This is a genomic window from Streptomyces sp. NPDC094034, from assembly GCF_040303865.1.
In the GTDB taxonomy this organism is placed as follows: domain Bacteria; phylum Actinomycetota; class Actinomycetes; order Streptomycetales; family Streptomycetaceae; genus Streptomyces.
Window position 1 is genome coordinate 130,282 of record NZ_JBEOUD010000002.1, and the last position, 24,647, is coordinate 154,928.

Sequence of the window (24,647 nt, forward strand, 5' to 3'; positions counted from 1 at the left end):
GCGAGACGACTTGGAAGTGGAGTGGTGTTGAGATGTCCTTTTCATTGGTGTGCCTCCCCTTCGCGGGGAGCGGCGCGGGGCTGTACCGTCCGTGGGCCCGCCTGGGTGTCCCCGGGGTGCACGTCTTGGCCCCGCAGCTCCCCGGGCGCGAGGAACTGTTCACCGAGACCCCGTACACCGACGTGCGGGAAGCGGCGCGCTATGTGGCGGCGGAGACGGTCCGGCTGACCGCGGAGGACACCCGTCCGGTCGCGCTCTTCGGGCACAGCCTCGGCGCCGTCCTGGCGTACGAGACCGCTCGGGAACTGCTGGCCGGGGGCTTCGACCGGCTGCGGCACGTCTTCGTCAGCGGGGCGGCGGGACCGTGGGAACAGCGGCCGCCGTCCAGCGGACTCGACGACGACGCGCTGGCCGCTCACGTCGAGGAGATCACCGGATTCCGTCCCCCGGCGTTCGACAACCCTGACCTGCGGGCGTTGCTGCTGCCGGTGCTCCGCGCCGACACCGTCATGCACGAGAGCTACCGGCCCGCTCGGGACGAGCCACCGCTGCCGATACCGGTGACCGCACTCCGCGGCGCGGACGACACGCTTGTGGCGCGCGGACAGCTGGACCAATGGCGGGCATCGACCGCGCGGGAGTTCCGTACGGTCGAAATACCCGGCGGGCACATGTATCTGACCGAGCAGGCACTCCCCTTGCTGGAGGCGATCGCCGCGCGGATGGCCGGCGACGGGGACGGAGTGGACGACCGGCCCGTCCATGGCACCGCGGACACGGCGGAGCGGTTGCCGGTGGACGCGGACCGGATGCCGGTGGCCACGGAGCGGTTGCCGATGGACGCGGACCGGTTGCCGGTGGCCGACGACCGGAACGGCACGGTGCGGCCGAACGCCTCGGGAACGCTGCTGGACGCGTTCGACACGTGGGTGAAGCAGTCGCCCGCCACCACCGCGGTGCGCCGCGGTCCGGACATGCTGTCGTACGCGGAGCTGGACGAACGTGCGAACCGGCTGGCCCGGTACCTGACGGGCCTGGGCGTCGGCCGGGAGACCCGAGTCGGCCTGCACCTGCCGCGGGGAACCGACATGATGGTGTCCATCCTCGCGACCTGGAAGGCGGGCGGCGCGTATGTACCGCTCGATCCGGAGTACCCCGAGGACCGACTCGCCTACATGATCGGCGACAGCGGTGCCGTGGTGGTGCTGGGCACGGGCGGAGCGGTACCGCGGACTCCCACGGGTCCGGGGCGTGTCGTCCTGCTGGACCAGGAGGCGGAGGCGATCGCCGCCGAGTCCGCCGAACCGCTGGGAACCCTCCTGGACCCGGGACAACTCGCTTACGTCATCTACACGTCGGGGTCGACGGGGCGGCCGAAGGGCGTGGCCGTCCCGCACCGAGGTGTGGCGAACCTGGCCGAGGTGATGCGCCCGGTGCTGGGCGTCTCGGAAGGCGTCGTCGCACTGCAATTCGCGTCGTTCAGCTTCGACGGGGCGGTGCTGGACTTCGCGGTCACCCTGGCGTCCGGTGGCACGTTGGCGATCGCGTCCAGCGAGGAGCGCGCCGATCCCGCGGTGCTCGCCGGGATGATCCGCTCGACCGGGGTGAGTGTGGCCAGTGTCGTTCCGTCGCTGCTGGGTGTGCTGGACCCGCGCGCGGTCCCCGGTGTCGGCAACTGGGTGCTGGGCGCGGAGCGCCTCAACGCGGCCCTGGCCGGCCGATGGAGCGCGGATGCCCAGGTGTGGAACACCTACGGTCCGACCGAGGCGACCGTGATCACCACCGCCGGGCCGGTCGACCGGGCGATCACGCCGGAGGACCAGCCGCCCTCGATCGGCCGCCCGATCGGCAACACACAGGTGTTCGTGCTGGACGAGCAACTACGGCCCGTCCCGGTCGGTGTCACCGGGGAGATCTACATCGCCGGCCCCGGACTGGCCCGTGGCTACGTCGGTCGTCCCGGACTGACTGCCGAGCGGTTCGTGGCCTGCCCCTCCGGCACGGGCGCCCGAATGTACCGCTCGGGTGACCTCGCCCGCTGGACGACGGACGGCCAACTGCTGTTCGCCGGCCGCGTGGACGAGCAGTTCAAGATCCGCGGGATGCGTGTGGAGCCGGGTGAGGTCGAGGCGGTGATCGCCGCCCACGAGAGCGTGGGCCAGACAGCGGTCGTGGTGCGCGAGGACCGGCCGGGTGACCGGCGACTGGTCGCCTACGTGGTGCCCGGCACCCATCGGACGGTGGACGTCTCGGCCCTGTCCGCGTTCGCCGAAACGCGTCTGCCGAACTACATGGTGCCGACGGTCGTGGTCCTGGAGGCTCTGCCGCTCACCATGAACGGCAAGCTCGACAGGACCGCACTGCCCGCCCCGCGTCCGCGGGTCGCCGAGGGCCGCACCCCGAGCACGCCCGCGGAGGAGACGCTGTGCGCCCTGTTCGCCGAGGTGCTCGGCGTCGAGAGGGTCGGCGCCGACCACTCGTTCTTCCTGCTCGGAGGGGACTCGATCATGGTGATGCGTCTGGTGTCCCGGGCCCAGCAGGCCGGCCTCGTCGTCACCGCCCGCCAGGTTTTCGAGCGACAGAGCCCCGCGGGCCTGGCCGCCGTGGCCGTCCCCTTCCCCGAGGTCACCCGACGTGCCTGCCACCGGTGACGCACGCGTACATTCGTTCAGATGTCTGGAGAGTAGATGTGACGTCCCCCGGAATTATTGGCGTGGGCACTTCGGTTCCGAAAACTTCATACACTCAGCAGGCGCTGTTGGATGAATTCAATATCACCGATCCGCGCGTGCGCTCGGTGTTCCTGAACAGCGCGATCGAACGTCGCGGGCTTACGCTTCCACCGCTGTTGCCGGACGGCACGAGGGGCACCGAGACCCAGGGAGACCTGCTGCGTAAACAGCGTTCCCAGGGTCTGTCCATGGGTCGCGAGGCGATCGAAGCCTGCTTGAAGAACACGAACGCGGAACTGGCCGATGTGCGTTACCTGTGTGTCGTGACGTCCACCGGCCTGCTCACGCCGGGGTTTTCCGCGCTGCTCATCGAGGAATTGGGGATCGACCGGCACTGCTCACGCCTGGACGTGGTGGGAATGGGCTGCAACGCCGGTCTGAACGCGCTGACGGCGGTGGCCCATTGGGCGGCCGCACACCCCGGCGAGCTGGCGGTCATGGTGTGTGTCGAAGTCTGCTCGGCTGCGTATGTGTTCGACGGAACGATGCGGACGTCGGTGGTCAACAGTCTTTTCGGTGACGGATCGGCCGCTGTCGCGGTGCGCGCGCCCGAGCACGCGGATGAGGAGGACCCGGCTACCGGGCCGGCGTTGCTGCGGTTCTCCAGTTGCATCGTCCCAGAAGCGATTGAGGCCATGCGTTACGAGTGGGACGATTCACATGGAAAATACAGCTTCTATCTCGATCCCGAAGTCCCCTATGTGGTGGGATCGCATGCCGAGGTCGCCTTCGAGCGACTCGTCGAGGGAACCGGACTGCGGCGTTCCGACATATCCCACTGGGTAGTGCATGCCGGCGGGAAGAAAGTGGTCGACTCGGTTCGCGTGAACCTTGGTCTGACGCGCAACGATGTGCGTCACACGACAGGTGTGCTCCGAGACCACGGAAACCTGTCGAGCGGTTCTTTCCTTTTCTCGTACGAACGGTTGACCTCTGAAGGTCGCGTCGCTCCGGGTGAGTTCGGCGTATTCATGACCATGGGTCCCGGATCCACCATCGAAATGGCCTTGGCGGGCTGGTAATGAAAGGCAGACCTACTGACATGCATTCCGAATCGGACTTCACTGAAACCCCTGACGGGCTCGGCCTGATGGTGAAGGTCGACGCGGCGCGACCTCTGGGGGAGCTGACGGTCCTGGTGAACTCGGCCTGCGACCGGGCCGAGGGCAACCCGGAGAAGGGCGCGGTGATCCTCGAACTCGGCGCCACGCCGGTGGACCACCGTGAATGGCCGGGCGAGGTGAACATCCGGGCGGTGACCCGATGGGAGCGGGCGGTGCGCCGGCTGGAACGCCTGGACACGCTGAACATCGCCGTGGCGCACGGCAACTGCGGTGGTCCTGCCCTGGAGTTGCTGCTTGCCGCCGACTTCCGCGTCGGAGCTCCCGATCTCCAGCTGACACCGCCGGTCAACGACGGTCACGTCTGGCCCGGCATGCTGCTCTACCGGCTGGTGCAGCACCTCGGACTCGCCCGGGCGCGGCAGGTCTGCATGCGTGGCACCGGAATACCTCTCCGCCAGGCCTGCGAACTGGGCCTCGTCGACGAGGTGTGCGGCGATGTCCCGGCGGCCGTACGCGCGGGGACGGCCCTCCTGGAACGTGTGTCCGGCCGGGAGACCGCGGTCCGTCGTCTGTTGCTGCTGGAAGCCGCGACCACCGAGTACGACGAAGCGCTGGGCGCGCACCTCGCGGCCTGCGACAGGGAATTGCGGAGGCTGTCCCTCGGCCGGGCGGCCCTGGCGTCCGAGCTGACGGGGAAGGCGACAGGATGACCTCCACACACGCACCTGACACGGCGTCGGCTTGGCCGACCCACTCACCGGATTTCCTGGGCGATCTCGGGGGCGACGCGGCCGCTCCGGCCGAGCACGCGGCCACCTGCGAGGCGCTGCTGAGCCGGCTACCGCCCAAGCCGGACCGCGACGCCGCCCGGCAGAGCCCGGCGGACGCGGTCTTCGGGAAGTCTCAACTGCGGCTCTCGTGCGGCTACCTTGAACCTGAGCAGATCGAGGGAGGGGTGCGGCGTCCGGCTGCCCTCCTGACGGAAGGCTGTTCATCATGAGCAATTCAATTACGGGGCGCTGGTTTGTGAATCAGCCATCGGTACCGGACGCGGTCACCCAATTGGTCTGCCTGCCCCACGCCGGCTCGGGTGCGGCGACGTATCGGGACTGGCAGTCGAGGCTCGGCCCCTCGGTCGAGGTGCTCACCCCCCAACTCCCCGGACGGGAGGGGCGGTTCACGGAACCGCCCGCCGCCTCGGCCGAGGAGGTGGTCGAGGCCCTCGTGGAGCCGCTGCTCGCGCGCCTCGACACCCCGGGCGGGTCGCAGGGGCGGGGGCCGGCCGGAAGCCGCTCGCCCAGGCCGTTCGCACTCTTCGGGCACAGCATGGGCGCACTGCTGTCCTACGAGCTCGCCCATGAGCTGGTGCGCAGGGGCCGGCCTCCCGCGCACCTCTTCGTCTCCGGGTACTCGGCCCCCCACTTCCCACGCAGGCCCGGACGCCCCGTGACGCACGAACTTCCCGACACGGAACTGGTCGCGCACATCACCGCCCTGCAAGGCACGAACGGAGCGGTGCTGGAAGACCCGGAGCTGATGGAGCTTCTGCTCCCCGTGATCAGGGCGGACTACAAAATCTGCGAGACCTATCGGTATCGGGAACGCTCTCCGCTTCCCTTCCCGATCACCGCACTCGGCGGCGACAGCGACCCCGAGGTCCCGGAGAACGGTCTGCGAGCCTGGGGCCACCTGACGTCCGAGGAGCTCGTGGTGAAGGTGTTCCCGGGCGGTCACTTCTATCTGCACGCGCGGTTCGACGAGGTCATGGACGCCCTGCGGACCAGATTCACGCGCACGGGCAGGCTGACGGGGAGTACGGGTACGCGCACATGAACGAGGTCGGTGTGACGTCGCCGAGCGTCAGGGAAGACCGGGTACGCCGGTACTACGAGCTTGTGGACGCGGGCGATGTGTCCGGCCTGGTGAAGCTGTTCGACAGGGATGCCGTCTACCACCGGCCCGGGTACCAGCCGCTGGTCGGCCATGCGGGGTTGGAGCGGTTCTACCGGGAGGGACGCGTCATCGAGGAAGGACGGCACAGCGTGTCCCTGCTCGTTCAGCAGGGCGATCACATCGCCGTCCAGGGCAGTTTCGCCGGGCGCCTGCGCGACGGGCGTGCGGTGGAACTGCGGTTCGCGGACTTCTTCGCCTTCTCCGAGGCGAACACCTTCCGCCGCAGGGACACCTTCTTCTTCACCCCGATGGTCTGACGGAGCCCGCGTCCACGGCACCGCCCGGGGCTTCCCGAGGCGGCACCCGTGCCGAACCAAGCCTCAAAAGCAAGAGATCCCGTCCAACTCTGTGAGCTGGACGGGATCTCTTGATCCGTTGACGAGCTGGCTCGTGAACGGCTTGTTGTGGACCTGAGGGGATTTGAACCCCTGACCCCCTCGATGCGAACGAGGTGCGCTACCAGTCTGCGCCACAGGCCCTTGCAACGAGTGAAACCTTAGCACTCCCGCCGCCGTGCTCGGAAATCCGTTGGCGGCTGGTCACCGGGTCACCGGGCCGGGTGGTGGCCGCGGGGAGCGGGGACGGGGTGGGGGGCGGTGGGTCACTCGTTGGCCGCGCGGGGGCGGTCGTCCTCGTCGTACTGGTCGAACAGCGGGGTCCTGCCGCGGTCGCGCGTGCGGTGGTGCGCCGGGGCGCGGGGCGGTGGTGGGGGCTCCGCGGTGGGTTCGGCCGTGGAGGAGCGGGCCGCGCTCCACGTTTCCGGGTCGCCGACCTCGACCCCGCCGGTGGCGCGGGGAGCGACCGGGGCGGTGACGTAAGTGGGGAGCGGGACCGGTACGGGGTCCCAGCTGTCGCCGCTCGCCGGGCCGCGTTCGCGCTGCTGGTCCACCCACTCCGCGTGGTCGGTCTGCTCGACCAGGGCGCGGCGGCCCGCCTCCTGGGGCGAGACGGTGGGGGCGGGGGCGGGCTCGGGGCCGGGCTCGGGCTCCTCGTCCGGCTCGCCCGTGGCGGCCGTCGACGGCTGGTGGCGGCGCGGGCGGTTCTCGCGGAGCCGCTGCGCGGCGGCCTCGGCCCTGCGGCGGTCCATGGTGAACGCGAAGCGGCGTCGCTCCTGACCGCGCAGATGCACGATGTACACGCTCAGCAGTACGGCCGGGAGGGCGGGCGCCCAGAGGAAGCCGAGACCGCCGACCGCCGCGACGATCGTGCCCACTGTGAAGGCGAGGAAGAGAACCACGGTGGTACGGCGCCTGCGGGCGAGGACCTGGAGGCGCCGGGCGCGCCGGGCGCGTTCCGCCGCGGCGCCCGAGGGCCGTGCGCGCCGCTCGGGGGCGCGCCCCTCGGGAGCGGGGGCGGGGGCCGAACGGCCGGACGCGGGGCGCGCGGCGGCCGGGCGGACCGCCGGGGCGGGACGGGGCGCCGGGCGCGCGGCCCCTGACCTGGCCGGTGCGGGGAGGTCCGGGCGGATTTCCAGCCGGGCTTCGGTGCGGGCCGGGGGCGCGGAGAAGGCCCGGACGTCGACGGAGCTGATCGACTCCGTACGGCTGTCCGGTTCACCGTCGGGCCCCGCCTCCTCGGCGGTGCGCACCTGAAGCTCCTTGGCGTAACGGCGCTCCATGGCCGCCCGTCCGGACAGCAGCCGGATGGCGGTGCTGAAGCGTTCCGTCGGGCGTGCCTCATTGAGCTCGTCCTGCCTGCGGAGCCACATCGGCACCAAGTAGGCGGCCCAGGCCCCGACGATGACTGCGTAGATGAGGCCGCTGCTGCTCACGGTTCACACCGTAGAGGGGTTCGCACGAGGGCATCCGCCAATTGAGCCGGTGTGTCGCACGATCTAGCTGATAGCACTGACTTTTTTTGTGATGGTCCACATCGGTTTATGGCTATATGTCAACCAATATCGAACACTTATTTCATTTTATGATCGTTGCCGGTCGCACCTCGTCCGGCCCTGCGCCAGCGCCGGAGCAGCCCGTCGGGCACCTCCTCGGCCGTGAGCACATAGACGAGATGGTCCCGCCATGCCCCGTCGATATGCAGATAGCGCGGCCGCAGCCCTTCCTCGCGAAATCCGAGCTTGTCGACGACCCGGCGGCTGGGGCCGTTCTCCGGCCGGATACAGATCTCGACACGGTGCAATCCGACCATGCGGAAGCAGTGGTCCACCGCGAGGGCGACCGCGGTCGGCATGACCCCGCGCCCCGCGACCTCGCGGTCCACCCAGTAGCCGATATGGCCCGAGCACATCGAGCCCCAGGTGATGCCCGCGACGGTCAGCTGGCCGACGAGCCTGCCCTGATACTCGATGACGAAGGGCAGCATCCGCCCGGCGTTGGCCTCACCGCGCAGATGGCGGACCATCTGACGGTAGGTGGGGCGCTGGGCGATCGGACCGCCCGGGGGCGGCGGCGGGATCGTCGCCTCCCAGGGCCGCAGCCAGTCGCGGTTGCGGCGGTTCACCTCACGCCAGGCGCGCTGGTCGCGCAGCCTTATGGGGCGGAGGGTGATCTCGCCGTCCACCAGCGTCACGGGCCAGGCCGGGTTCATCCGGAGGTACGGGGGTGATCGCCGCCGTGGATCTGGTCCACGGCGTGGACGAGCAGCCGGCCGAGTACGGCGAGACCGTCCCGTACCCCGCCCGTCGAGCCCGGCAGGTTCACGATCAGGGTCCCCCCCGCCACACCCGCCGCACCACGGGAGAGAGCGGCCGCGGGGGCCTTCGCGGCGCCCTCGGCGCGGATCGCCTCCGGGATGCCCGGGATCTCGTAGTCGAGCAGGCGCCGGGTGACGTCCGGGGTGCGGTCCGTCGGGGAGATGCCCGTACCGCCGGTGGTCAGGATGACGTCGTACGCGGCTGCGATGCCCTCGCGCAGGGCCTGGCCGACCGGATCTCCGTCGGGGACGACCTTCGGTCCGTCGACCGCGAAGCCCAGCGCGGTCAGGCCGTCGGCGAGGATCGGGCCGCCCGTGTCGGCGTAGACCCCGGCGGCGGCGCGGTTGGACGCCGTGACGACCAGGGCGCGGTACGTGGATGTGGCGGGGGAAGGCGACAACGGGGGCGGGGACGACGGGGACGGGGAGGCGGATCGCCGCTCGGGCCCGGGGCCGCCGCTTCTCGCGGGCGTACTCACTCCGCACCTCCGTCCGCCTCGGAGACCGCCGCCTCCGGCGGCACCTCCGTGCCCGGGCGGGTCCAGTGGCCCGACTTACCGCCCGTCTTCTCCTCGACCCGTACGTCCGTGATGACCGCGCCCTTGTCGACCGCCTTCACCATGTCGACCACGGTCAGCGCGGCCACCGAGACAGCGGTCAGGGCCTCCATCTCGACGCCCGTGCGATCGGTGGTCTTCACCGTCGCGAGGATCTCGACGGCGTCATCCGCGACCGAGAGATCGAGCGTGACCCCCGAGACGGCGAGCGGATGGCAGAGCGGAATCAGGTCGGGGGTCCGCTTGGCGCCCATGATGCCCGCGATACGGGCGGTGGCGAGGGCGTCCCCCTTGGGCACTCCCCCGCCCCTGAGCAGTTCGACGACGCGCGGCGAGACCAGCACCCGGCCGCTGGCGCGGGCGACGCGCGCCGTGACCTCCTTCGCCGAGACATCGACCATACGAGCCGCGCCCGACTCGTCGATATGCGTCAAGCCGCCTTGCTGAGGGGGTCCGGGGGTCTCCCCCCGGGAAAACACGGTCATTCGCTGTGGCGCTCCCGGTCCGGGCCCGACGGGGCCTGTGTGGGCAGACACGGTACCGCCACCGCGTGGCGATCAGCCGATCAGGACGACGTCGACGTCCGTGCCGGGCTCCACCGAGACAGACTCCTCCGGGATCACGATCAGCGCGTCGGCATGGGCGAGAGCGGCGATGAGATGGGAACCGGCCCCGCCCACGGGGGTGATCGTGCCCTCCTCCGCGTCATACGTACCGCGCAGGAACTGTCGGCGGCCCGCCGGGGACGACAGCGTCTTGCCGGCCGCGAGAGTCGCCCGGACAACGGGGCGGTGCACATCCTCGCGGCCCATCAGAGCACGGATCGCGGGGCGGACGAACAGCTCGAAGGAGACATACGAGGAGACCGGATTGCCCGGGAGGGCGAGCAGCGGCGTGTGTTCCGGGCCGATCGAGCCGAAGCCCTGCGGCTTGCCGGGCTGCATGGCGAGCTTGCGGAAGTCGACACCGCCGCCCGGCTCGTCCTCGTCGCCGACGGTGGAAAGCGCCTCCTTGACGACGTCGTACGCCCCGACGCTGACACCGCCCGTGGTGACGACCATGTCGGCGCGGATCAGCTGGTCCTCGATGGTGGCGCGGAGCGTGTCGGCGTCATCGGTGACGGCGCCGACACGGTACGCGATGGCGCCCGCGTCCCGGGCGGCGGCGGTGAGCGCGAAGCTGTTCGAGTCGTAGATCTGGCCCTCGCCCAGCTCCTCGCCGGGCTGGATCAGCTCGCTGCCGGTGGAGAGCACGACCACGCGCGGGCGGGGCCTGACCCGTACCGAACCGCGGCCGATGGCGGCCAGCAGACCGATCTGCGGCGGCCCCAGGACCGTGCCCGCCTCCAGGGCCAGGTCCCCGGCGTGCACATCGCTGCCGCGCGAGCGGACATGGGCGCGCGCCTCGGCCGAGCGGAACACCCGCACCTCACCGCTCGCGCCCTCACCACCGGCGCCGGCGGGGCGCATCGCGGTGGCCGCGGCGCCGCCCGCGCCGCCATCGGTCCACTCCACCGGGACGACGGCCTCGGCGCCGGGCGGCAGCGGGGCGCCGGTCATGATCCGGGCGGCCTGCCCGGGGCCGACCTCGGGCAACGCGCCGCTGCCCGCCGCGACATCACCGATGACGGTCAGCACGGCCGGGAACTCGTCGGTGGCCCCCGCGACATCGGCCGTACGGACCGCGTATCCGTCCATGGAACTGTTGTCGAACGGCGGCAGAGCCACCGGTACCGTGACGTCCTCCACCAGCACACAGCCCTGGGCGTCGGGCAGTTGCAGCTCGATGGGGTCGAGCGGGTGGACCGCGGCGAGGATGTCCGCGAGATGGTCGTCCACCGACCAGAGCCGCTCGTGGCCGGCGGCCGGTACCGATTCTGCCGTGCTGCTCAAGTGCTACATCTCCTCGCTGACATAACTGCGGAGCCAGGCACGGAAGTCCGGGCCCAGGTCTTCACGTTCGCACGCGAGTCTGACAATGGCACGCAGATAGTCGCCGCGGTCACCTGTGTCATAACGACGGCCCTTGAAAACCACGCCATGGACCGGTCCGCCCACCTTCTCGTCCGCGGACAGTTGCTGGAGCGCGTCGGTGAGCTGGATCTCACCCCCGCGGCCCGGCTCGGTCTGGCGCAGTATCCCGAAGACGGCGGGGTCGAGGACATAACGGCCGATGATCGCGTAATTGCTGGGGGCGTCGGCGGCGTCGGGCTTCTCGACCAGATCGTGCACCTTGACCACATCGGAGTCGCCGGTGGGCTCCACGGCGGCGCAGCCGTAGAGGTGGATCTGCTGAGGGTCGACCTCCATCAGCGCGATGACGCTGCCGCCCTCCCGCTCCTGGATCTCGACCATGCGGGACAGCAGCGGGTCGCGCGGGTCGATCAGATCGTCACCGAGCAGCACCGCGAAGGGCTGGTCACCGACGTGCGGGGCGGCACAGAGCACGGCGTGGCCGAGGCCCTTGGGGTTGCCCTGACGCACGTAGTGCATGGTGGCGAGGTCACTGGACTCCTGGACCTTCGCGAGACGGTCGGCGTCCCCCTTCCGGGTAAGCGCCTCCTCCAGCTCGTAATTCCGGTCGAAGTGGTCCTCCAGCGGACGCTTGTTGCGGCCGGTCACCATGAGGACGTCGGCGAGCCCGGCGGCCACCGCCTCCTCGACCACGTACTGGATCGCGGGTTTGTCCACGACCGGCAGCATCTCTTTGGGAGTGGCCTTCGTGGCGGGGAGGAACCGAGTGCCGAGGCCCGCGGCGGGAATGACAGCCTTGGTGATCCGGGAGGACGAGTGAGTCATGCGCAGTACCCTATCCACGCCGTATGGGCGGAAGATGATACTTCGGTTAACTTTCGTCTCATAAAAGAGCAGACGCGAGGTTTGTGATGTCCGGTGCGTAATGACGAGCGATGACATGACCGAAAAGGCTGCGCTGCGGCGTGAACTCCTTGCCGCGAGAGCGCTTCTGTCCACTGAGGACGTCCGGGAAACCGGGGCGGTTCTCGCGCTGCGTGCGCTCGATCTGCCGGAACTCGCCCGCGCCCGCACCGTGGCCGCCTATGTCTCGGTGGGGCGCGAGCCGGACACGCGCGCGCTGCTCGACGCACTGCGCGCGCGGGGCGTACGGGTCCTGCTGCCGGTGCTGCTGGCGGACAACGACCTCGACTGGGCGCAGTACGAGGGCGGGGACCGTCTGGCGCCCGCGGGGCGGGGGCTGCTGGAGCCGGACGGTACCCGGCTCGGCGTGGACGCGGTGCTGGACGCGGAGGTCGTCCTGCTGCCCGGCCTCGCGGTGGACGGGCGCGGGATGCGGCTGGGGCGGGGCGGCGGCTCGTACGACCGGGTCCTCGGGCGGCTGGCCCGCGCCGGAGCGGAACCCGCGCTGACCGTCCTGCTGTACGAGAACGAGGTGGTCGCGCGGGTCCCTGAGGAACCGCACGACCACCCCGTACGGGCCGTGGTGACGCCGGGGGGCGTCAGGCGCTTCGACGACCGGCGGCGTTAGGGCTACTCGCCGACCGGCGGCGTTAACGCGACTCGGCGACCGGCGGTGTCAGGACGCTACGACGAACGGCAGCGCCAGGGCGCTACGACGAACGGCGGCGCCGGGGCGCTTCTTCGAAGTCCCGTCCATTGGCCCCCGATGCCCGGCTCAGCGCCCCGGCTCACGATGTCGCTCACGATCTGGACGGCTCAAGTGTGAGCCTGTCGCTCGTCGCGCGCTCCACCGAGTTGACCGTGAAGGACCAGTCGAGCAGCTCGCCCTTGGCCCACTTGTCCGTCTGGTCGGTGTAGTGCGGGCTGTACGCGTGCCCCGAGGCACCCGTCAGATTGATCCAGCGGGACTTGTCCCAGTCGCCGACGTTGACGACCATCCGCATCGAAGGCACCCACACGACCTCGTACCCGCCCGCCGCGTTCCAGCCCGTCGCGTTGACCGCGGCCTCGCCACCGCCGAGGTTCCACGGCCCCCGGTTGAGCATCTGCCGCAGAATGCTGGGGCCGCTGGTCCCGAGGGTCTGGTTGTCCAGCTGGAGCTGGTGCAGCCGGCCCCAGCTCCAGCTGGAGACGTCCTTGCCGAGCTTGGCTGTCAGCTCCCAGCGAGCGTCCTCCATGGCGCGCTCAAGCAGCTTGTCGCGGGTCTTGGTGGCGTCGTCCCTGCGGCTGCCCGGTGAGCTCCACCAGGCGTTGTCCTCGTCCTTGATGATGCCGCGCACGACCTCGTACCAGCGGTCGCCGCCGTCCGGCTGGGCGGCGTCGGGCGCGCGCTGGCCGCACTCCCGCACCAACGGGACGTCGTCGTCCGCCGGGCCGGTGCTGTCGGCGGGACGGACGTTCAGGCACTCGCCCTTGACCCGCACCTCCTTGGGAAGCTTGTTCCCGAAGGCGAGCTTGAGGACATTGCGCCAGACCGCGTTGAAGTAGGCGGCGGCGCCCGAGTCGGGCTCCTGGGTGTAGTCCCAGCCTTCGAGGAGCTTCTGCGCCTCGCGTACGGACGGCTCCGCGACATCGATCTTGAGCAGGTAGGGCATCAGCAGCTTCGCGATCTCGCTGGTGTTGTCCATCTGCATGGTCTGCATGTCGTCGGTCGAGATCTTCCCGCCGTCCTTGATCTTCGACTCGATCAGGTCGTTTATCCGCTGGCTGCGGGCGCCGTAGCCCCAGTCCTGGGTCAACGGGTACGGGTACTTCTTCGAGTCGACGACGGCCTGGTTGGCGGTGACGATGTAGCCGCGCGCCGGGTTGTACTCGTACGGCAGTTCATCGAAGGGGATGTACCCCTTCCACTGGTACTTCGGGTCCCAGCCGGGAGCGGGCGTCCGGCCGTCGAACCCGTTCGAACGGATCGGGATGCTGCCCGGCGCCTGATAGCCGATGTTGCCCTTGGTGTCGGCGTAGATGAGGTTCTGCGAGGGCACCTCGAAGTGCTCGGCGGCCTTGCGGAACTGACCGAAGTCCTTGGCCCTGTTGAGCTCGAAGACCGCGTCCATGGACTTGCCGGGCTGGAGCGCGGTCCACTGGAGCGACACGGCGTAGCCGGAGCCGCGGTCCGGGGCGACGTCGCCGACCGGGGCCTTCTCGCCGACCTTCACCAACTCGCTGTCCCGGTCCGAGACCACCGGACCGCGGTCGGTGGAGCGGACAGTGATCGTCTTGCTCTGGCCTCCCGCGACCTTGATCGTCTCCTCGCGGGTCTTGAACCGCTTCTCCTTGTCGCCGTACTGGTAGGAGTCGCCGTTGACCTTCTCCAGGAAGAGATCGGTCACATCGGCGCCGAGGTTGGTGAAGCCCCAGGCGATGTCCTGATTGTGACCGATTATGACGCCGGGCATTCCGGCGAACGTGTAGCCCGCCACGTCGTACTGGCAGGTCTCCGAGACGCTGCGGCAGTGCAGACCCATCTGGTACCAGAGGGAGGGCAGCTGGGGCGCGAGATGCGGGTCGTTGGCGAGGAGCGGCTTGTCCGTTGTCGTGTACTGGCCGGAGACGACCCAGGAGTTGGAGCCGATGCCACTGCCGCTCGGGCCGAGCAGCTCGGGGATCTCGTCGAGCGTGCCGGAGAGCGCTTCGAGCTGGGAGCTGAAGCCGGAGGTGGCGTCGGAGGCGCTGCCCGTGCCGCTGGTGCCGACGTCTGTGCCGGTGCCCGTGCCGGTGCCTGTACCCGTGCCCGTGCCCGTGCCTGTACCCGTACCCGTGCCTGTGCCCGTACCGGGATCTGAGCCCGTGCCTGTACCGCTTCCCGTGGCCTCGCTGGGCTCGGCCTCGGGGTCGTACTTGCCGGTGATCGAGTCGATCCCGCCCTCGCTCACGATCGGCTTGTTCCGGTCGTACGGATACGACGGGTACAGGTCATCGATCTGCTGGTCGCTCAGCCGGCTCGTCAGCAGCGAGCGGTCGATCTCGTCCTGCATATTGCTGCGCAGGTCCCAGGCCATCGCCTTGAGCCAGGCCACCGAGTCGACGGGCGTCCACTTCTCGGGCTTGTAGTCATTGGTGAAGCTCAGCGCGGCGTACTCGACGGAGATGTCCTCGCTGTCACGGCCCTCCAGATACGCGTTGACGCCGGCCGCGTACGCCTGGAGGTTCTTCTTGGTCTCCGCCGAGAGCTTGGTGTCGTACTCGCGCTGTGCCACCCCGTGCCAGTCGAGGGTGCGCAGGAAGGTGTCGGTCTTGAGCTGGCTCTTGCCGAACATCTCAGAGAGCCGGCCGGAGGTCATATGGCGCCGGACGTCCATCTCCCAGAAGCGGTCCTGCGCCTGGACGAAGCCCTGGGCGCGGAACAGGTCCTCGTCGGTGTCCGCGTAGATCTGCGGGATGCCGTAGCTGTCGCGTCTGACGTCCACGCGACCGGAGAGACCTTCGAGTTCGAGGGTCCCCGTCGTCTGGGGGAAGGAGGCACGGACCGTGCTGACGCCCCAGTACGTGCCGTAGCCGACACCGCCGACGAGCGCCAGCACCAGGACGATCACGATCAGACGGGCGCGTCGCCCCTTCTTTTTGGCGGAAGGGGGGGCTGTGTTGGCGGGCATCGCTGTCCTTCGAGGGGCAGGGTGGTCCTGGAATGCTGGAGCAACCATAGGCGCAGCCGTTCATCGTCCCGGACGCGGTGTCATGTAGTGCGACTCGTCGGACGATCGCACAAGTGATCACGCCATGGTTCCCGCCGTACAGCGGCCGAAAGGGAGGCACAGATCACATCGGCTCGTACTGGCGATCGAAAGCGTCAAGAAAACGTTAAAGATTAGGTAAGGTAACGAAGTACCGGCTGCCGGAGGAACGATCCGGCATGCGCGAGGGGAAGGATCGGCCGCTGTCTGTCCACCATCTCAACGAACTCCTGCTGATCGGCTCTCTCGTGCTGCTGATCGCGGTCGCGGCCGTCCGGATCTCCTCCCGGAGCGGGCTCCCCAGCCTGCTGCTGTATCTCGGGATCGGGGTCGTCATAGGGCAGGACGGCCTCTTTCACGTCAAGTTCGACAACGCCGAACTGACACAGGTGATCGGATATGCCGCCCTTGTGGTGATCCTGGCCGAGGGCGGTCTGGGCACCAAGTGGAAAGAAGTCAAACCCGCGTTGCCCGCCGCCGCCATGCTCTCCACCGTGGGGGTCGCGGTGAGCGTCTGGGTGACCGCCTCGGCCGCGCACTATCTGATCGGCCTGGAGTGGCGGCAGGCGCTGATCGTCGGCGCGGTCGTCTCCTCGACGGATGCCGCGGCGGTCTTCTCCGTGCTGCGCAAGGTGCCGTTGCCGTCCCGGGTGACCGGGGCTCTGGAGGCCGAGTCGGGCTTCAATGACGCCCCTGTCGTGATCATGGTGGTCGCGCTCTCGGCGGCGGGCCCGGCCGAGCACTGGTACGTGCTGGTCGCCGAGATCACGCTGGAACTGGCGATCGGCGCGTGCGTCGGACTCGCCGTGGGCTGGGCGGGCGCCTTCGGGCTGCGGCATGTGGCCCTGCCCGCCTCCGGGCTGTACCCGATCGCCGTGATGGCCATCGCCGTCTCGGCGTACGCGATCGGCGCCACGGCACACGGCAGCGGCTTCCTCGCCGTCTATCTCGCCTCGATGATCCTGGGGAACTCCAAGCTGCCGCACGCCCCGGCCAATCGCGGGTTCGCGGAGGGGCTCGGCTGGATCGCGCAGATCGGCATGTTCGTCCTGCTCGGGCTGCTGGTGACCCCGCACGAACTGGGAGACGACTTCCTGCCCGCGGTCGTCGTCGGTCTCGTACTGACTGTGGTGGCCCGGCCCCTGTCCGTGCTGATCAGCCTGCTGCCGTTCCGCATCCCCTGGCAGGAACAGGCGCTGATGTCCTGGGCCGGGCTGCGCGGCGCGGTGCCGATCATCCTGGCGACCATCCCGATGGTGTCGAACATCGAGGGCAGCCTCCGGATCTTCAACATCGTCTTCATCCTGGTCGTCGTCTACACACTGATCCAGGGGCCGACGCTGCCCTGGCTGGCCAAGGCCCTGCGGCTCGGCGACCCGGCCGAGGCCGCCGACCTGGGCATCGAGTCGGCGCCGCTGGAGCGGCTGCGCGGCCATCTCCTCTCCGTGGCGATCCCCGCGCACTCGAAGATGCACGGCGTGGAGATCGGAGAACTGCGCCTGCCGGCCGGCTCCGCGGTGACCCTGGTCGTACGGGACGGCAAGAGCTTCGTACCGCAGCCGGCGACCGTACTGCGCCGCGGCGACGAGCTCCTGGTGGTCGCGACCGATCCGGTACGGGACGCCGCCGAGCGACGGCTTCGGGCGGTCGGACAGGGCGGAAAGCTGGCCGACTGGCTGGGGACGGGCGCGGGGGCGGGGGCCGGAACGAGTGTCTGACCCGGCGCCCGAAACGGTGTCTGGCCCGGCGCCCGAACCGGTGTCTAAACCGGGACCCGGACCGGCGCTGGGGCCCGGACCGGGGCCGAGGTCGGGACCGGGGCCGAGGTCGGGACCGGGGCCGAGGTCGGGACCGGGGCCGAGGTCGGGACCGGGGCCGAGGTCGGGACCGGGGCCGGGGTCGGGGCCGGGGGCACCCTCCGTCCGTAATCGCAGGCGTGCGTTCATGATGTTCGCTCCTTTCCCAGGTGGCGTGGTGTTCGTGCCTGTACGATGAAGGCATATTTGATCGACCAACTCTGCCTGACGCAGTGCTGGCGCGACCGTATGGCGGCCGTGGCGTTCCCCGATGTGGGCCCTGGTATCTACCGCAGTTCCGCGCAAGAGGACAGCGCTCGGCCGCGCCCGTCCATCCGGGAGCGCGCTACCAGGCGGCAGAAAGGCAAGGACCGTGTCCCACAACACGGTCGACACCACCGAGGACGCCGCCCCGGCCGCGACGCCCCGCCCCGGGTACGGGCGGCTGCTGCGCACGCCCGGCGCCTGGACGTTCCTGCTGCCGGGTTTCGCCGCCCGGCAGCCCTTCGCGATGTTGACGATCGGCATCGTGCTCCTGGTCCAGCACACCACCGGCTCGTACGGCAGTGCGGGCGCCGTCGCCGCCATAACCGGTGTCTCCATGGCGTTCTTCGCGCCGCAGGGCGGGAAGCTCGCCGACCGGTTCGGGCAGCGCGCGGTGCTCGTCCCGGGCGTGCTGCTGCATACGGCGTCCGTCACGGCGCTGATCGTGCTCGCGCTCTCCGAAGCCCCGCTGTGGGCGCTGTTCCTCGCCGCTGTCCCGACAGGTGCCTCCGTCCCCCAGATCGGCCCCATGGTCCGGTCACGCTGGGCCGCCGTGCTGGGAGGCAGCCCCTCCGGAAGCCCCTCCGGGAGCCGCTCTGCCTCCAGGGGCCCCTCTCACAGCCCCTCCGATTCAAGCCCTGGATCGGGTTCAGGCTCTGGATCGAGCGCCGGTTCGAGCCCCGGCTCCCGCTCCGGCGGCGCCTCGTCGCTGCTCCCGACGGCCGCCGCGTTCGAGTCCGTGACGGACGAGTTCACCTTTGTCATCGGCCCGGTGCTGGCGACCGCGCTGTGCACCGGTGTCCACCCGGCCGCCGGACTGATCGCCGAGGCCGTGCTGACTCTGGTGGGCGGGCTGCTCTTCGCTGCTCAGCGGCGTACCCAGCCCAAGGTGGTCCGGCGCGGGGAAGGCGGCCCGGCCAGGCCTCGTATCTCTGCGTTCTCCGTGCCTGGGGTGCGGGTTCTCGCCATCTCCTTCCTGGGGATCGGTTCGGTCTTCGGGGGGATGCAGGTCTCGCTGACCGCGTTCACCGAGGAGATCGGCAACCCCGGCGTGAACGGTCTGCTGTACGGCGTCTTCGCGGCGGGCAACATGCTCGCCGGTATCGTCTGCGGCGCTGTGGCCTGGAAGATCGGGCCAGGACCCAGGCTGGTGGTCGGATACGCGGGGCTGACGCTGGCCGCGTCGGCGCTGTGGACGGTGCACTCCGTGCCGTTGCTCGCCGGACTGGGACTGCTGGTCGGTCTCTGCATCGCGCCCGCGCTGATCTCGGGCTACACACTGGTCGAGTCGCTGGTGCCCGCTTCGGCCCGTACCGAGGCGTTCACCTGGCTGACCGGCGCGGTCGCGCTCGGCCAGGCCGCGGCGGTCACCGTCGCCGGACAGCTCGCGGACGCCCATGGCGCGAGCGCCGGTTTCCTGGTGCCGCTGGTGGGCACCGCGCTGGCGCTGGTCACGCTGGTCACGCTGCGTTCGAGGCTGACCCCGACGGCCTCCGGTCGAGTCTCCACGCGTGCGATGAGTCACCGCGTGCCGATGGCAGTGGACTGATCGCGCGGAATACGTCAGTATGGAGCGTCGTTAGCACTCATTGAGTGAGAGTGCCAGGAGGAGCAAGTGCCGACCTATCAGTACCAGTGCACCGAGTGTGGCGAGGGCCTTGAAGCGGTGCAGAAGTTCACCGATGACGCCCTCACCGTGTGCCCGAATTGCCAAGGACGCCTGAAGAAGGTCTTCTCCGCGGTCGGCATCGTCTTCAAGGGCTCCGGGTTCTACCGGAACGACAGTCGTGGCTCGTCGTCGAGCAGCGCGCCTGCTTCGGCGGGCTCCTCGGGCTCTGGTTCGGGTTCCGCGGACACGAAGTCGTCCTCGTCGTCGGAGTCCAAGGCCCCGGCGTCGGCCTCGTCCTCCTCCGGCTCGGGCGGCTCCGGGTCCGGTTCGGGCTCCAGCTCCACCTCGTCGAGCAGCTCCAGCGGCTCCTCTGCCGCCTGACTCCTCCCTTCTCTCTTTTCTTCTTCGTTCTTGGCTTCTGTTTCGTGGGGACCCCGCCGTTTTGAACGGCCGGGGTCTTTCGCGTATGCGTGGGCGAGTACCGCTACTGTGATCGGATGGCGAACGCAGAGATCGGCGTGATCGGTGGCTCGGGTTTCTACTCCTTTCTGGAGGATGTGACCGAGGTCGAGGTGGAGACTCCCTACGGTCCCCCAAGTGACTCCCTCTTCCTCGGCGAGATCGCCGGCCGGCAGGTCGCGTTCCTGCCCCGGCACGGACGCTCCCACGGCCTCGCGCCGCACCGCATCAACTACCGCGCCAATCTGTGGGCACTGCGTTCCGTCGGTGTGAAGCAGGTTCTGGGACCGTGTGCCGTGGGCGGGCTGCGGCCGGAGTTCGGGCCGGGCACGCTGCTCGTGCCCGATCAGTTGGTGGACCGTACGAAGGCGCGCACGCAGACCTACTACGACGGGCTGCCGCTTCCGGACGGAAGCACCTCGAAGGTCGTGCACATCTCACTCGCCGACCCGTACTGCCCTGAGGGACGCAGGACAACACTGGCGGCGGCGCGTGGGCGCGACTGGGAGCCGGTGGACGGCGGGACGCTGGTGGTCATCGAGGGCCCGCGTTTCTCGACGCGGGCGGAATCGCGGTGGCATGCGGCCATGGGCTGGTCGGTGGTCGGGATGACCGGGCACCCCGAGGCCGTACTCGCTCGTGAACTGGGGCTCTGCTACACCTCCATGACTCTGGTGACGGATCTGGACGCGGGCGCGGAGACCGGCGAGGGGGTCTCCCACGAGGAGGTCCTCAAGGTCTTCGCCTCGAATGTCGACCGGCTGCGCACGGTGTTGTTCGACGCGGTGGGCGGATTGCAGGCGAGCGAGACGCGCGACTGTCTGTGCTCACATGCTCTGGACGGGATCGACACCGGGATCGAGCTGCCCTGATCACGATGTGCCCGGCCGCCTCGCGAACCATGCGCGAGAAACCGGGAATTGCGGCGACGCCCGCCTGAACCACTCGCGCGGGTGGGGAAGTTGTCCACAATCGACGACTGATTCACAGCCCGCAGCAGGATCGTGACGGACCGTGCATCGTGAGGAGCGACCGCAGAACTCCTCACGGCAGGTGGTTGCCATGTCCCGTTCCTTCTCGCACGATCCGTCGCTTCCTCGCCTTCCAGTCTCTTCGCCCGCGCCCTCCCCGCTCTCCTCACTCTTTCCTTCTCCTCTCCCCTCACCCTCCGCGCCCGAGCCGTGCGGAGTGCCACCCTTCGATCCGCTGCGGGTGCGCGGCTCGGGCCGACGGCTGCGCAGAGCCCTGTTCAGGCGGCGGCGTGCGACGGCGGCCGGTCTGGCCATGACGGCTGCCGCGCTGGCCACCGCGGGAGCGGGAGGATCCGTCGGTGCGGCGGCGGACGCCGACTCCCGCGCGGAGTCCGGGGCACCCGGCGCCGTGGCAGCGGCGAAACCGTCTCAGGCGTCTCGCGCTCAGCGGGCCGCGAAGATGAAGATGGTGTCCGCGCCGGTCCGTATCGCGGACGGGGCGACGGTCCGGCTGCTGCGCCGAGGAGACCGCGTGGATGTGATCGCGGCGGCGGAGGGAGCGCCGGAGGCGAGGGTGGTGGCCTCGGGCGCCCGGGTGATCGAGGTTCCGAGGGCACGGGAGACCGTCGTGGACACCGGGGACGGCGGGGCGCTCATTGTCCTCTCCGTTCCACGCGCGACCGCCACGGAGCTGGCCGCCGCGGGCGCCACATCCCGGCTGGCGGTGACGCTGTGCTGAGCCGACTCGTGCGGGGTCGGCTCGCCCGGCCTCGGTTGGTGCGAGGTCGGTTGGCGGGCCGGTTGTCGCTGGGCCGACGGGTCCGCACTCGCACTGGCGAGCTGTGGGGTCGCCTGATCGCGTCTGCGGATTGGACAGTGTGGGCACGCGCTGCCGTAGGTTGCGAAGCTGATTGTCACCTCTACCGCACATGCGAAGAAAGGCTCACTCGTGAGCAAGGAGAAGGAAAGCGTGTTGGAAGGCTTCAAGGCCTTCCTGATGCGCGGCAACGTGATCGACCTCGCGGTCGCGGTGGTCATCGGCGCGGCGTTCACGAATGTGGTGAACTCCGTCGTCAAGGGTCTGATCAACCCGGTGGTCGGCGCGTTCGGCACCCAGGATCTGAACAAGTACAGCTCATGCCTGAAGTCGCCGTGCGAGACGAACGGCGCGGGCGAGGTCGTGAGCGGCATTCCGATCATGTGGGGGACGGTGCTGAGCGCGGTCCTCACATTCCTGATCACGGCGGCCGTGGTGTACTTCCTGATGGTCCTGCCGATGTCCAAGTACCTCGCCAGGCGGGCCAGGCAGCAGGCCGCCGAGGAAGAGGTTCAGGAAACCGCGGACGTCAGCGAGCTGGAGGTGCTGAAGGAGATCAGGGACGCTCTGATCGCGCAGCGCGGGCCAGGCACGGCCGTCCCTGGACAGACCACCGCCGGTCAGACCGCCAGCGGCCAGGCCATCCCGGGGACGAACAATCCAGGGCAGGCACATTCGTAGCGGCTGATCGCCGCGCGGCGACGAATTGCCGCACGGCCGGTCAGAGGTGGTGGGGCGGCTTCTCGTCCAGGAAGCGGGCGAGATCGGCCGCGCTGTCACCACCCCCGCCGGGTCGGTCTCCCCAGCCACGGTCCGTGTCGTCCGTCGACTGCTGGTCCAGCGGATCATCGAAGATCAACGCCGGATTGGGGCGGGGCGGCCGGGACGGCTGGGCCGACGGGGACTGCTCCGCTGCCGGAGGCTCGGGGGTGGGGGCGGTGCTCATGGCTCCAGGGTACGGGCGCGCGATCCTCACCGTAACGGCGGCGGACGCGAGCCTCACCGTAACGGCGGCGGACGCGAGGAAGAGCTCGGGCGGTTCTCGCGTCCGGGCTGGGAGCGGCGACCGTGGCGGTGGGGGTGACACTTGCCGGGAGCGCGGACCACCGTGGTACGGATGAGGGTTCATGACAGCCAATGACGCACTGACCGACGTGGCGGGCCTGCGGGTGGGGCATGCCCGAGTGACCGGGGACCGGGCGCTGACCGGCACCACCGTCGTGCTCGCCCCGGAGGGTGGGGTGGTGGCCGCGGTGGACGTACGCGGCGGTGGGCCGGCCACCCGGGAGACCGACGCCCTCGATCCACGCAATATCGTCGAGCGCGTCGAGGCCATCGTGCTGACGGGCGGCAGCGCGTACGGGCTCGACTCGGCGTCCGGGGTGATGGCGTGGCTGGAGGAGCGCGGGCGCGGCATCCGGGTCGGTCCCGACCCGTCCCAGGTGGTGCCGGTCGTGCCGGCGGCCGGGGTCTTCGATCTGGGGCGCGGGGGCGACTGGCGGGTCCGGCCGGACGCGGCGACGGGCCGTGCGGCGGTGGAGGCGGCGGCCGGTACGGCGAGCGGGGCACCGGTCGCGGAGGGCGGTGTGGGCGCCGGGACGGGCGCTCTCGTCGGCCCGGTCAAGGGCGGGATCGGTACGGCGAGCCTGGTCCTGGACTCCGGGATCACCGTGGCCGCCCTGGTCGTGGCCAACGCGGCGGGTTCCGCGATCGATCCGCTGACGGGCGTGCTGTACGGGCGCTACCTCAACGGCCGTGCGGCGTACCCTGCGCCCGAGGTCCACGAGGCGGCCCAGCGGCGGCTGGCCGAGCTGCGCGAGCGGAACGGACCGCCACCGCTCAACACCACGCTCGCCGTCGTCGCGACCGACGCCGAACTGTCCCGGGCACAGGCGCACAAGCTCGCGGGCACGGCGCACGACGGCATCGCGCGCGCCGTCCGTCCCGTGCATCTGCTCAATGACGGGGACACGGTTTTTGCCCTGGCGACGGGTCAACTTCCCCTCGCCGAGCGCGATCCGCTCGCGCTCAATGCGGTACTGGCGGCCGGAGCGGACGTCGTGACCAGGGCAATCGTGTCCGCCGTCGTGGCGGCTGAGAGCGTGGCGGGGCCCGGCGGGACATTCCCGTCGTACCGCGAGCTGTACCGTCTCGACTCACCGGCGTAGTCACCGAGTTGGCGGGGGGCGCGCGGGAACTTCACGTACGCCCCCTTCGTTTTCTCAAACTTAGGACGCGATGTCAGCCCTAGGCACTACGTTATGCAATCACCAAGTGACATGTGGCGACGGCCTGGAGACCCATCTTGAACGATCCCTACGAGACAACCGAGACGCACCTCGAGCGACTCCTGGGTCGGGCACTCAACTCCTTCGACCTGCCGGACGCATTGGTCGAGCAACTGAGCCATGCGCTGGCGCACGCCAGCTCGCTGTGCTCCGCGCACCACAGTGCGGGGCTGCACCGCGAGACGTACCGACACACGTATCTGCTCATCGACGGCAGCGCGCTCAGTCTCTGGGAGCTGGTGCACAACACCGGCCGGGACGAAGCGCGGTCGCACGAGCTGTACGCGGAGGAGTCCGAGGCGCAGCTGGCAGCGGCGCGTCTTTGCCGCCCCGGCAGCCCCGAGGCGCCACGGCTCTCCGACGACGGGGCGGCGGGCCCGGAGGCCGTGCGCGATCCGGACGGGCCGCCCATGGATGATGTCGCGGCGGGTCTGCTCGCGGAGCTGGAGTCCGAGCGCACGGCCGAGATCGACGCACATCTCGCCCTGCTCCGCGGTCTGCGGGCCATGCCGTCGACCCCGGTTCCGCGGCACCGGATGTACTCGCCTGACAACTCCCCGGACCATGCCCGACGGGTGCTGCGCCGGGCGGAGAACGCCGACCGGCCGGGAGAGGAGACCGCGCGGCTGCTGCGGACGGCGTTCGCGCACCACATCACGCAGGTCTTCGGCAGACAGTGCCAGGTCGAGGGCAAGGACGCCGGGTTCATGCTCTACGAGCACGCGTTCCTGCTGATCGACGGCAGCGAGACGAGCCTGTGGGAGGTGGAGCACACGGCGACTCCGGACGGCCGTCATATGTGCGAGGTCTACGAGACGGAACACCTCGCGCGCGAAGCCATGGAGCTCCGCGCGCAGGTGAGATGACATGAGGTGAGG

Annotated in this window: 23 protein-coding genes and 1 tRNA gene; 15 read left to right on the plus strand and 9 right to left on the minus strand. The window is 69.9% G+C overall.

The window, feature by feature from the left end:
* Window positions 1-32: 32 nt before the first annotated feature.
* The 6 genes from ABTZ59_RS03025 to ABTZ59_RS03050 are packed head-to-tail and all read left to right on the plus strand — an operon-like array spanning window position 33 to window position 6,006.
* Window positions 33-2,651 carry an amino acid adenylation domain-containing protein gene (locus tag ABTZ59_RS03025; protein WP_351389345.1) on the plus strand — a complete coding sequence of 873 codons (2,619 nt, stop codon included), beginning with the start codon at window positions 33-35 and terminating at the stop codon, window positions 2,649-2,651.
* Window positions 2,648-3,754, plus strand: a complete 1,107-nt coding sequence (gene dpgA, locus ABTZ59_RS03030) for a 3,5-dihydroxyphenylacetyl-CoA synthase DpgA (RefSeq protein ID WP_351389349.1) — start codon at window positions 2,648-2,650, stop codon at window positions 3,752-3,754. The genes ABTZ59_RS03025 and dpgA overlap by 4 nt, the downstream gene beginning before the upstream one ends.
* A 20-nt stretch (window positions 3,755-3,774) precedes the next feature.
* Window positions 3,775-4,506, plus strand: coding sequence for an enoyl-CoA-hydratase DpgB (gene dpgB / locus ABTZ59_RS03035; protein WP_351389354.1), 732 nt, complete (start codon window positions 3,775-3,777; stop codon window positions 4,504-4,506).
* Window positions 4,503-4,796, plus strand: coding sequence for a hypothetical protein (locus tag ABTZ59_RS03040; protein ID WP_351389357.1), 294 nt, complete (start codon window positions 4,503-4,505; stop codon window positions 4,794-4,796). The genes dpgB and ABTZ59_RS03040 overlap by 4 nt, the downstream gene beginning before the upstream one ends.
* Window positions 4,793-5,629: a thioesterase II family protein gene (locus ABTZ59_RS03045; RefSeq protein WP_351389360.1), complete on the plus strand. Its 837-nt coding sequence runs from the start codon at window positions 4,793-4,795 to the stop codon at window positions 5,627-5,629. Before ABTZ59_RS03040 ends, ABTZ59_RS03045 begins: the two co-directional genes overlap by 4 nt.
* Entirely contained in the window at window positions 5,626-6,006 is a 381-nt protein-coding gene (locus ABTZ59_RS03050) for a nuclear transport factor 2 family protein (RefSeq protein ID WP_351389364.1), read from the plus strand. The genes ABTZ59_RS03045 and ABTZ59_RS03050 overlap by 4 nt, the downstream gene beginning before the upstream one ends.
* Before the next feature lie 148 nt (window positions 6,007-6,154).
* On the opposite strand, the gene ABTZ59_RS03055 is transcribed toward ABTZ59_RS03050, so the two are convergent.
* The 7 genes from ABTZ59_RS03055 to galU all read right to left on the minus strand — a co-directional run bounded on the left by ABTZ59_RS03055 (window position 6,155) and on the right by galU (window position 11,756).
* A tRNA-Ala gene (locus ABTZ59_RS03055) sits at window positions 6,155-6,228 on the minus strand.
* Between the two features lie 122 nt (window positions 6,229-6,350).
* Complete coding sequence (gene sepX, locus ABTZ59_RS03060; RefSeq protein WP_351389369.1) at window positions 6,351-7,520, minus strand: divisome protein SepX/GlpR; 1,170 nt, start codon at window positions 7,518-7,520, stop codon at window positions 6,351-6,353.
* Window positions 7,521-7,657: 137 nt separating this feature from the next.
* Window positions 7,658-8,296, minus strand: a complete 639-nt coding sequence (locus tag ABTZ59_RS03065; protein ID WP_351389373.1) for a GNAT family N-acetyltransferase — start codon at window positions 8,294-8,296, stop codon at window positions 7,658-7,660.
* Window positions 8,293-8,802: a MogA/MoaB family molybdenum cofactor biosynthesis protein gene (locus ABTZ59_RS03070; RefSeq protein ID WP_351390100.1), complete on the minus strand. Its 510-nt coding sequence runs from the start codon at window positions 8,800-8,802 to the stop codon at window positions 8,293-8,295. Before ABTZ59_RS03070 ends, ABTZ59_RS03065 begins: the two co-directional genes overlap by 4 nt.
* 74 nt (window positions 8,803-8,876) lie before the next feature.
* A complete protein-coding gene (gene moaC, locus ABTZ59_RS03075) occupies window positions 8,877-9,443 on the minus strand; it encodes a cyclic pyranopterin monophosphate synthase MoaC (RefSeq protein ID WP_351389378.1) in 567 nt (188 codons plus the stop codon).
* Window positions 9,444-9,515: 72 nt separating this feature from the next.
* The gene (gene glp, locus ABTZ59_RS03080; RefSeq protein ID WP_249952022.1) at window positions 9,516-10,850 is read right to left on the minus strand and encodes a molybdotransferase-like divisome protein Glp; all 1,335 of its coding nucleotides are present in this window, start codon (window positions 10,848-10,850) and stop codon (window positions 9,516-9,518) included.
* Between the two features lie 3 nt (window positions 10,851-10,853).
* A complete protein-coding gene (gene galU, locus ABTZ59_RS03085) occupies window positions 10,854-11,756 on the minus strand; it encodes a UTP--glucose-1-phosphate uridylyltransferase GalU (protein ID WP_351389383.1) in 903 nt (300 codons plus the stop codon).
* A 115-nt stretch (window positions 11,757-11,871) separates the two neighbouring features.
* On the opposite strand from galU, the gene ABTZ59_RS03090 reads away from it, so the two are divergent.
* Window positions 11,872-12,462 (plus strand): 5-formyltetrahydrofolate cyclo-ligase, encoded by a 591-nt coding sequence (locus ABTZ59_RS03090; protein ID WP_351389386.1) that lies wholly within the window; start codon window positions 11,872-11,874, stop codon window positions 12,460-12,462.
* 172 nt (window positions 12,463-12,634) lie between these two features.
* On the opposite strand, the gene ABTZ59_RS03095 is transcribed toward ABTZ59_RS03090, so the two are convergent.
* Window positions 12,635-15,487 carry a penicillin acylase family protein gene (locus ABTZ59_RS03095; RefSeq protein WP_351389389.1) on the minus strand — a complete coding sequence of 951 codons (2,853 nt, stop codon included), beginning with the start codon at window positions 15,485-15,487 and terminating at the stop codon, window positions 12,635-12,637.
* A 257-nt stretch (window positions 15,488-15,744) separates the two neighbouring features.
* On the opposite strand from ABTZ59_RS03095, the gene ABTZ59_RS03100 reads away from it, so the two are divergent.
* The 6 genes from ABTZ59_RS03100 to mscL all read left to right on the plus strand — a co-directional run bounded on the left by ABTZ59_RS03100 (window position 15,745) and on the right by mscL (window position 22,162).
* On the plus strand, window positions 15,745-17,283 hold the full coding sequence (locus tag ABTZ59_RS03100) for a potassium/proton antiporter (RefSeq protein WP_351389392.1): 1,539 nt from the start codon (window positions 15,745-15,747) through the stop codon (window positions 17,281-17,283).
* A 451-nt stretch (window positions 17,284-17,734) separates the two neighbouring features.
* A complete protein-coding gene (locus tag ABTZ59_RS03105) occupies window positions 17,735-19,174 on the plus strand; it encodes an MFS transporter (RefSeq protein ID WP_351389395.1) in 1,440 nt (479 codons plus the stop codon).
* A gap of 66 nt (window positions 19,175-19,240) precedes the next feature.
* Complete coding sequence (locus tag ABTZ59_RS03110; RefSeq protein WP_351389398.1) at window positions 19,241-19,615, plus strand: FmdB family zinc ribbon protein; 375 nt, start codon at window positions 19,241-19,243, stop codon at window positions 19,613-19,615.
* Between the two features lie 116 nt (window positions 19,616-19,731).
* Window positions 19,732-20,565: an S-methyl-5'-thioadenosine phosphorylase gene (locus ABTZ59_RS03115; RefSeq protein WP_249952029.1), complete on the plus strand. Its 834-nt coding sequence runs from the start codon at window positions 19,732-19,734 to the stop codon at window positions 20,563-20,565.
* Between the two features lie 190 nt (window positions 20,566-20,755).
* Window positions 20,756-21,403, plus strand: coding sequence for a hypothetical protein (locus tag ABTZ59_RS03120; protein ID WP_351389403.1), 648 nt, complete (start codon window positions 20,756-20,758; stop codon window positions 21,401-21,403).
* Window positions 21,404-21,613: 210 nt separating this feature from the next.
* Window positions 21,614-22,162, plus strand: coding sequence for a large conductance mechanosensitive channel protein MscL (mscL, locus tag ABTZ59_RS03125; RefSeq protein WP_351389406.1), 549 nt, complete (start codon window positions 21,614-21,616; stop codon window positions 22,160-22,162).
* A 40-nt stretch (window positions 22,163-22,202) separates the two neighbouring features.
* Here mscL and ABTZ59_RS03130 read toward each other — a convergent pair whose 3' ends face one another.
* Window positions 22,203-22,427, minus strand: a complete 225-nt coding sequence (locus ABTZ59_RS03130; protein ID WP_249952032.1) for a hypothetical protein — start codon at window positions 22,425-22,427, stop codon at window positions 22,203-22,205.
* A 181-nt stretch (window positions 22,428-22,608) separates the two neighbouring features.
* Between ABTZ59_RS03130 and ABTZ59_RS03135 the strand changes: the two genes are divergently transcribed.
* Window positions 22,609-23,649, plus strand: a complete 1,041-nt coding sequence (locus tag ABTZ59_RS03135) for a P1 family peptidase (RefSeq protein ID WP_351389409.1) — start codon at window positions 22,609-22,611, stop codon at window positions 23,647-23,649.
* Window positions 23,650-23,786: 137 nt separating this feature from the next.
* Window positions 23,787-24,635 carry a DUF6227 family protein gene (locus ABTZ59_RS03140; protein ID WP_351389413.1) on the plus strand — a complete coding sequence of 283 codons (849 nt, stop codon included), beginning with the start codon at window positions 23,787-23,789 and terminating at the stop codon, window positions 24,633-24,635.
* Window positions 24,636-24,647 lie beyond the last annotated feature (12 nt).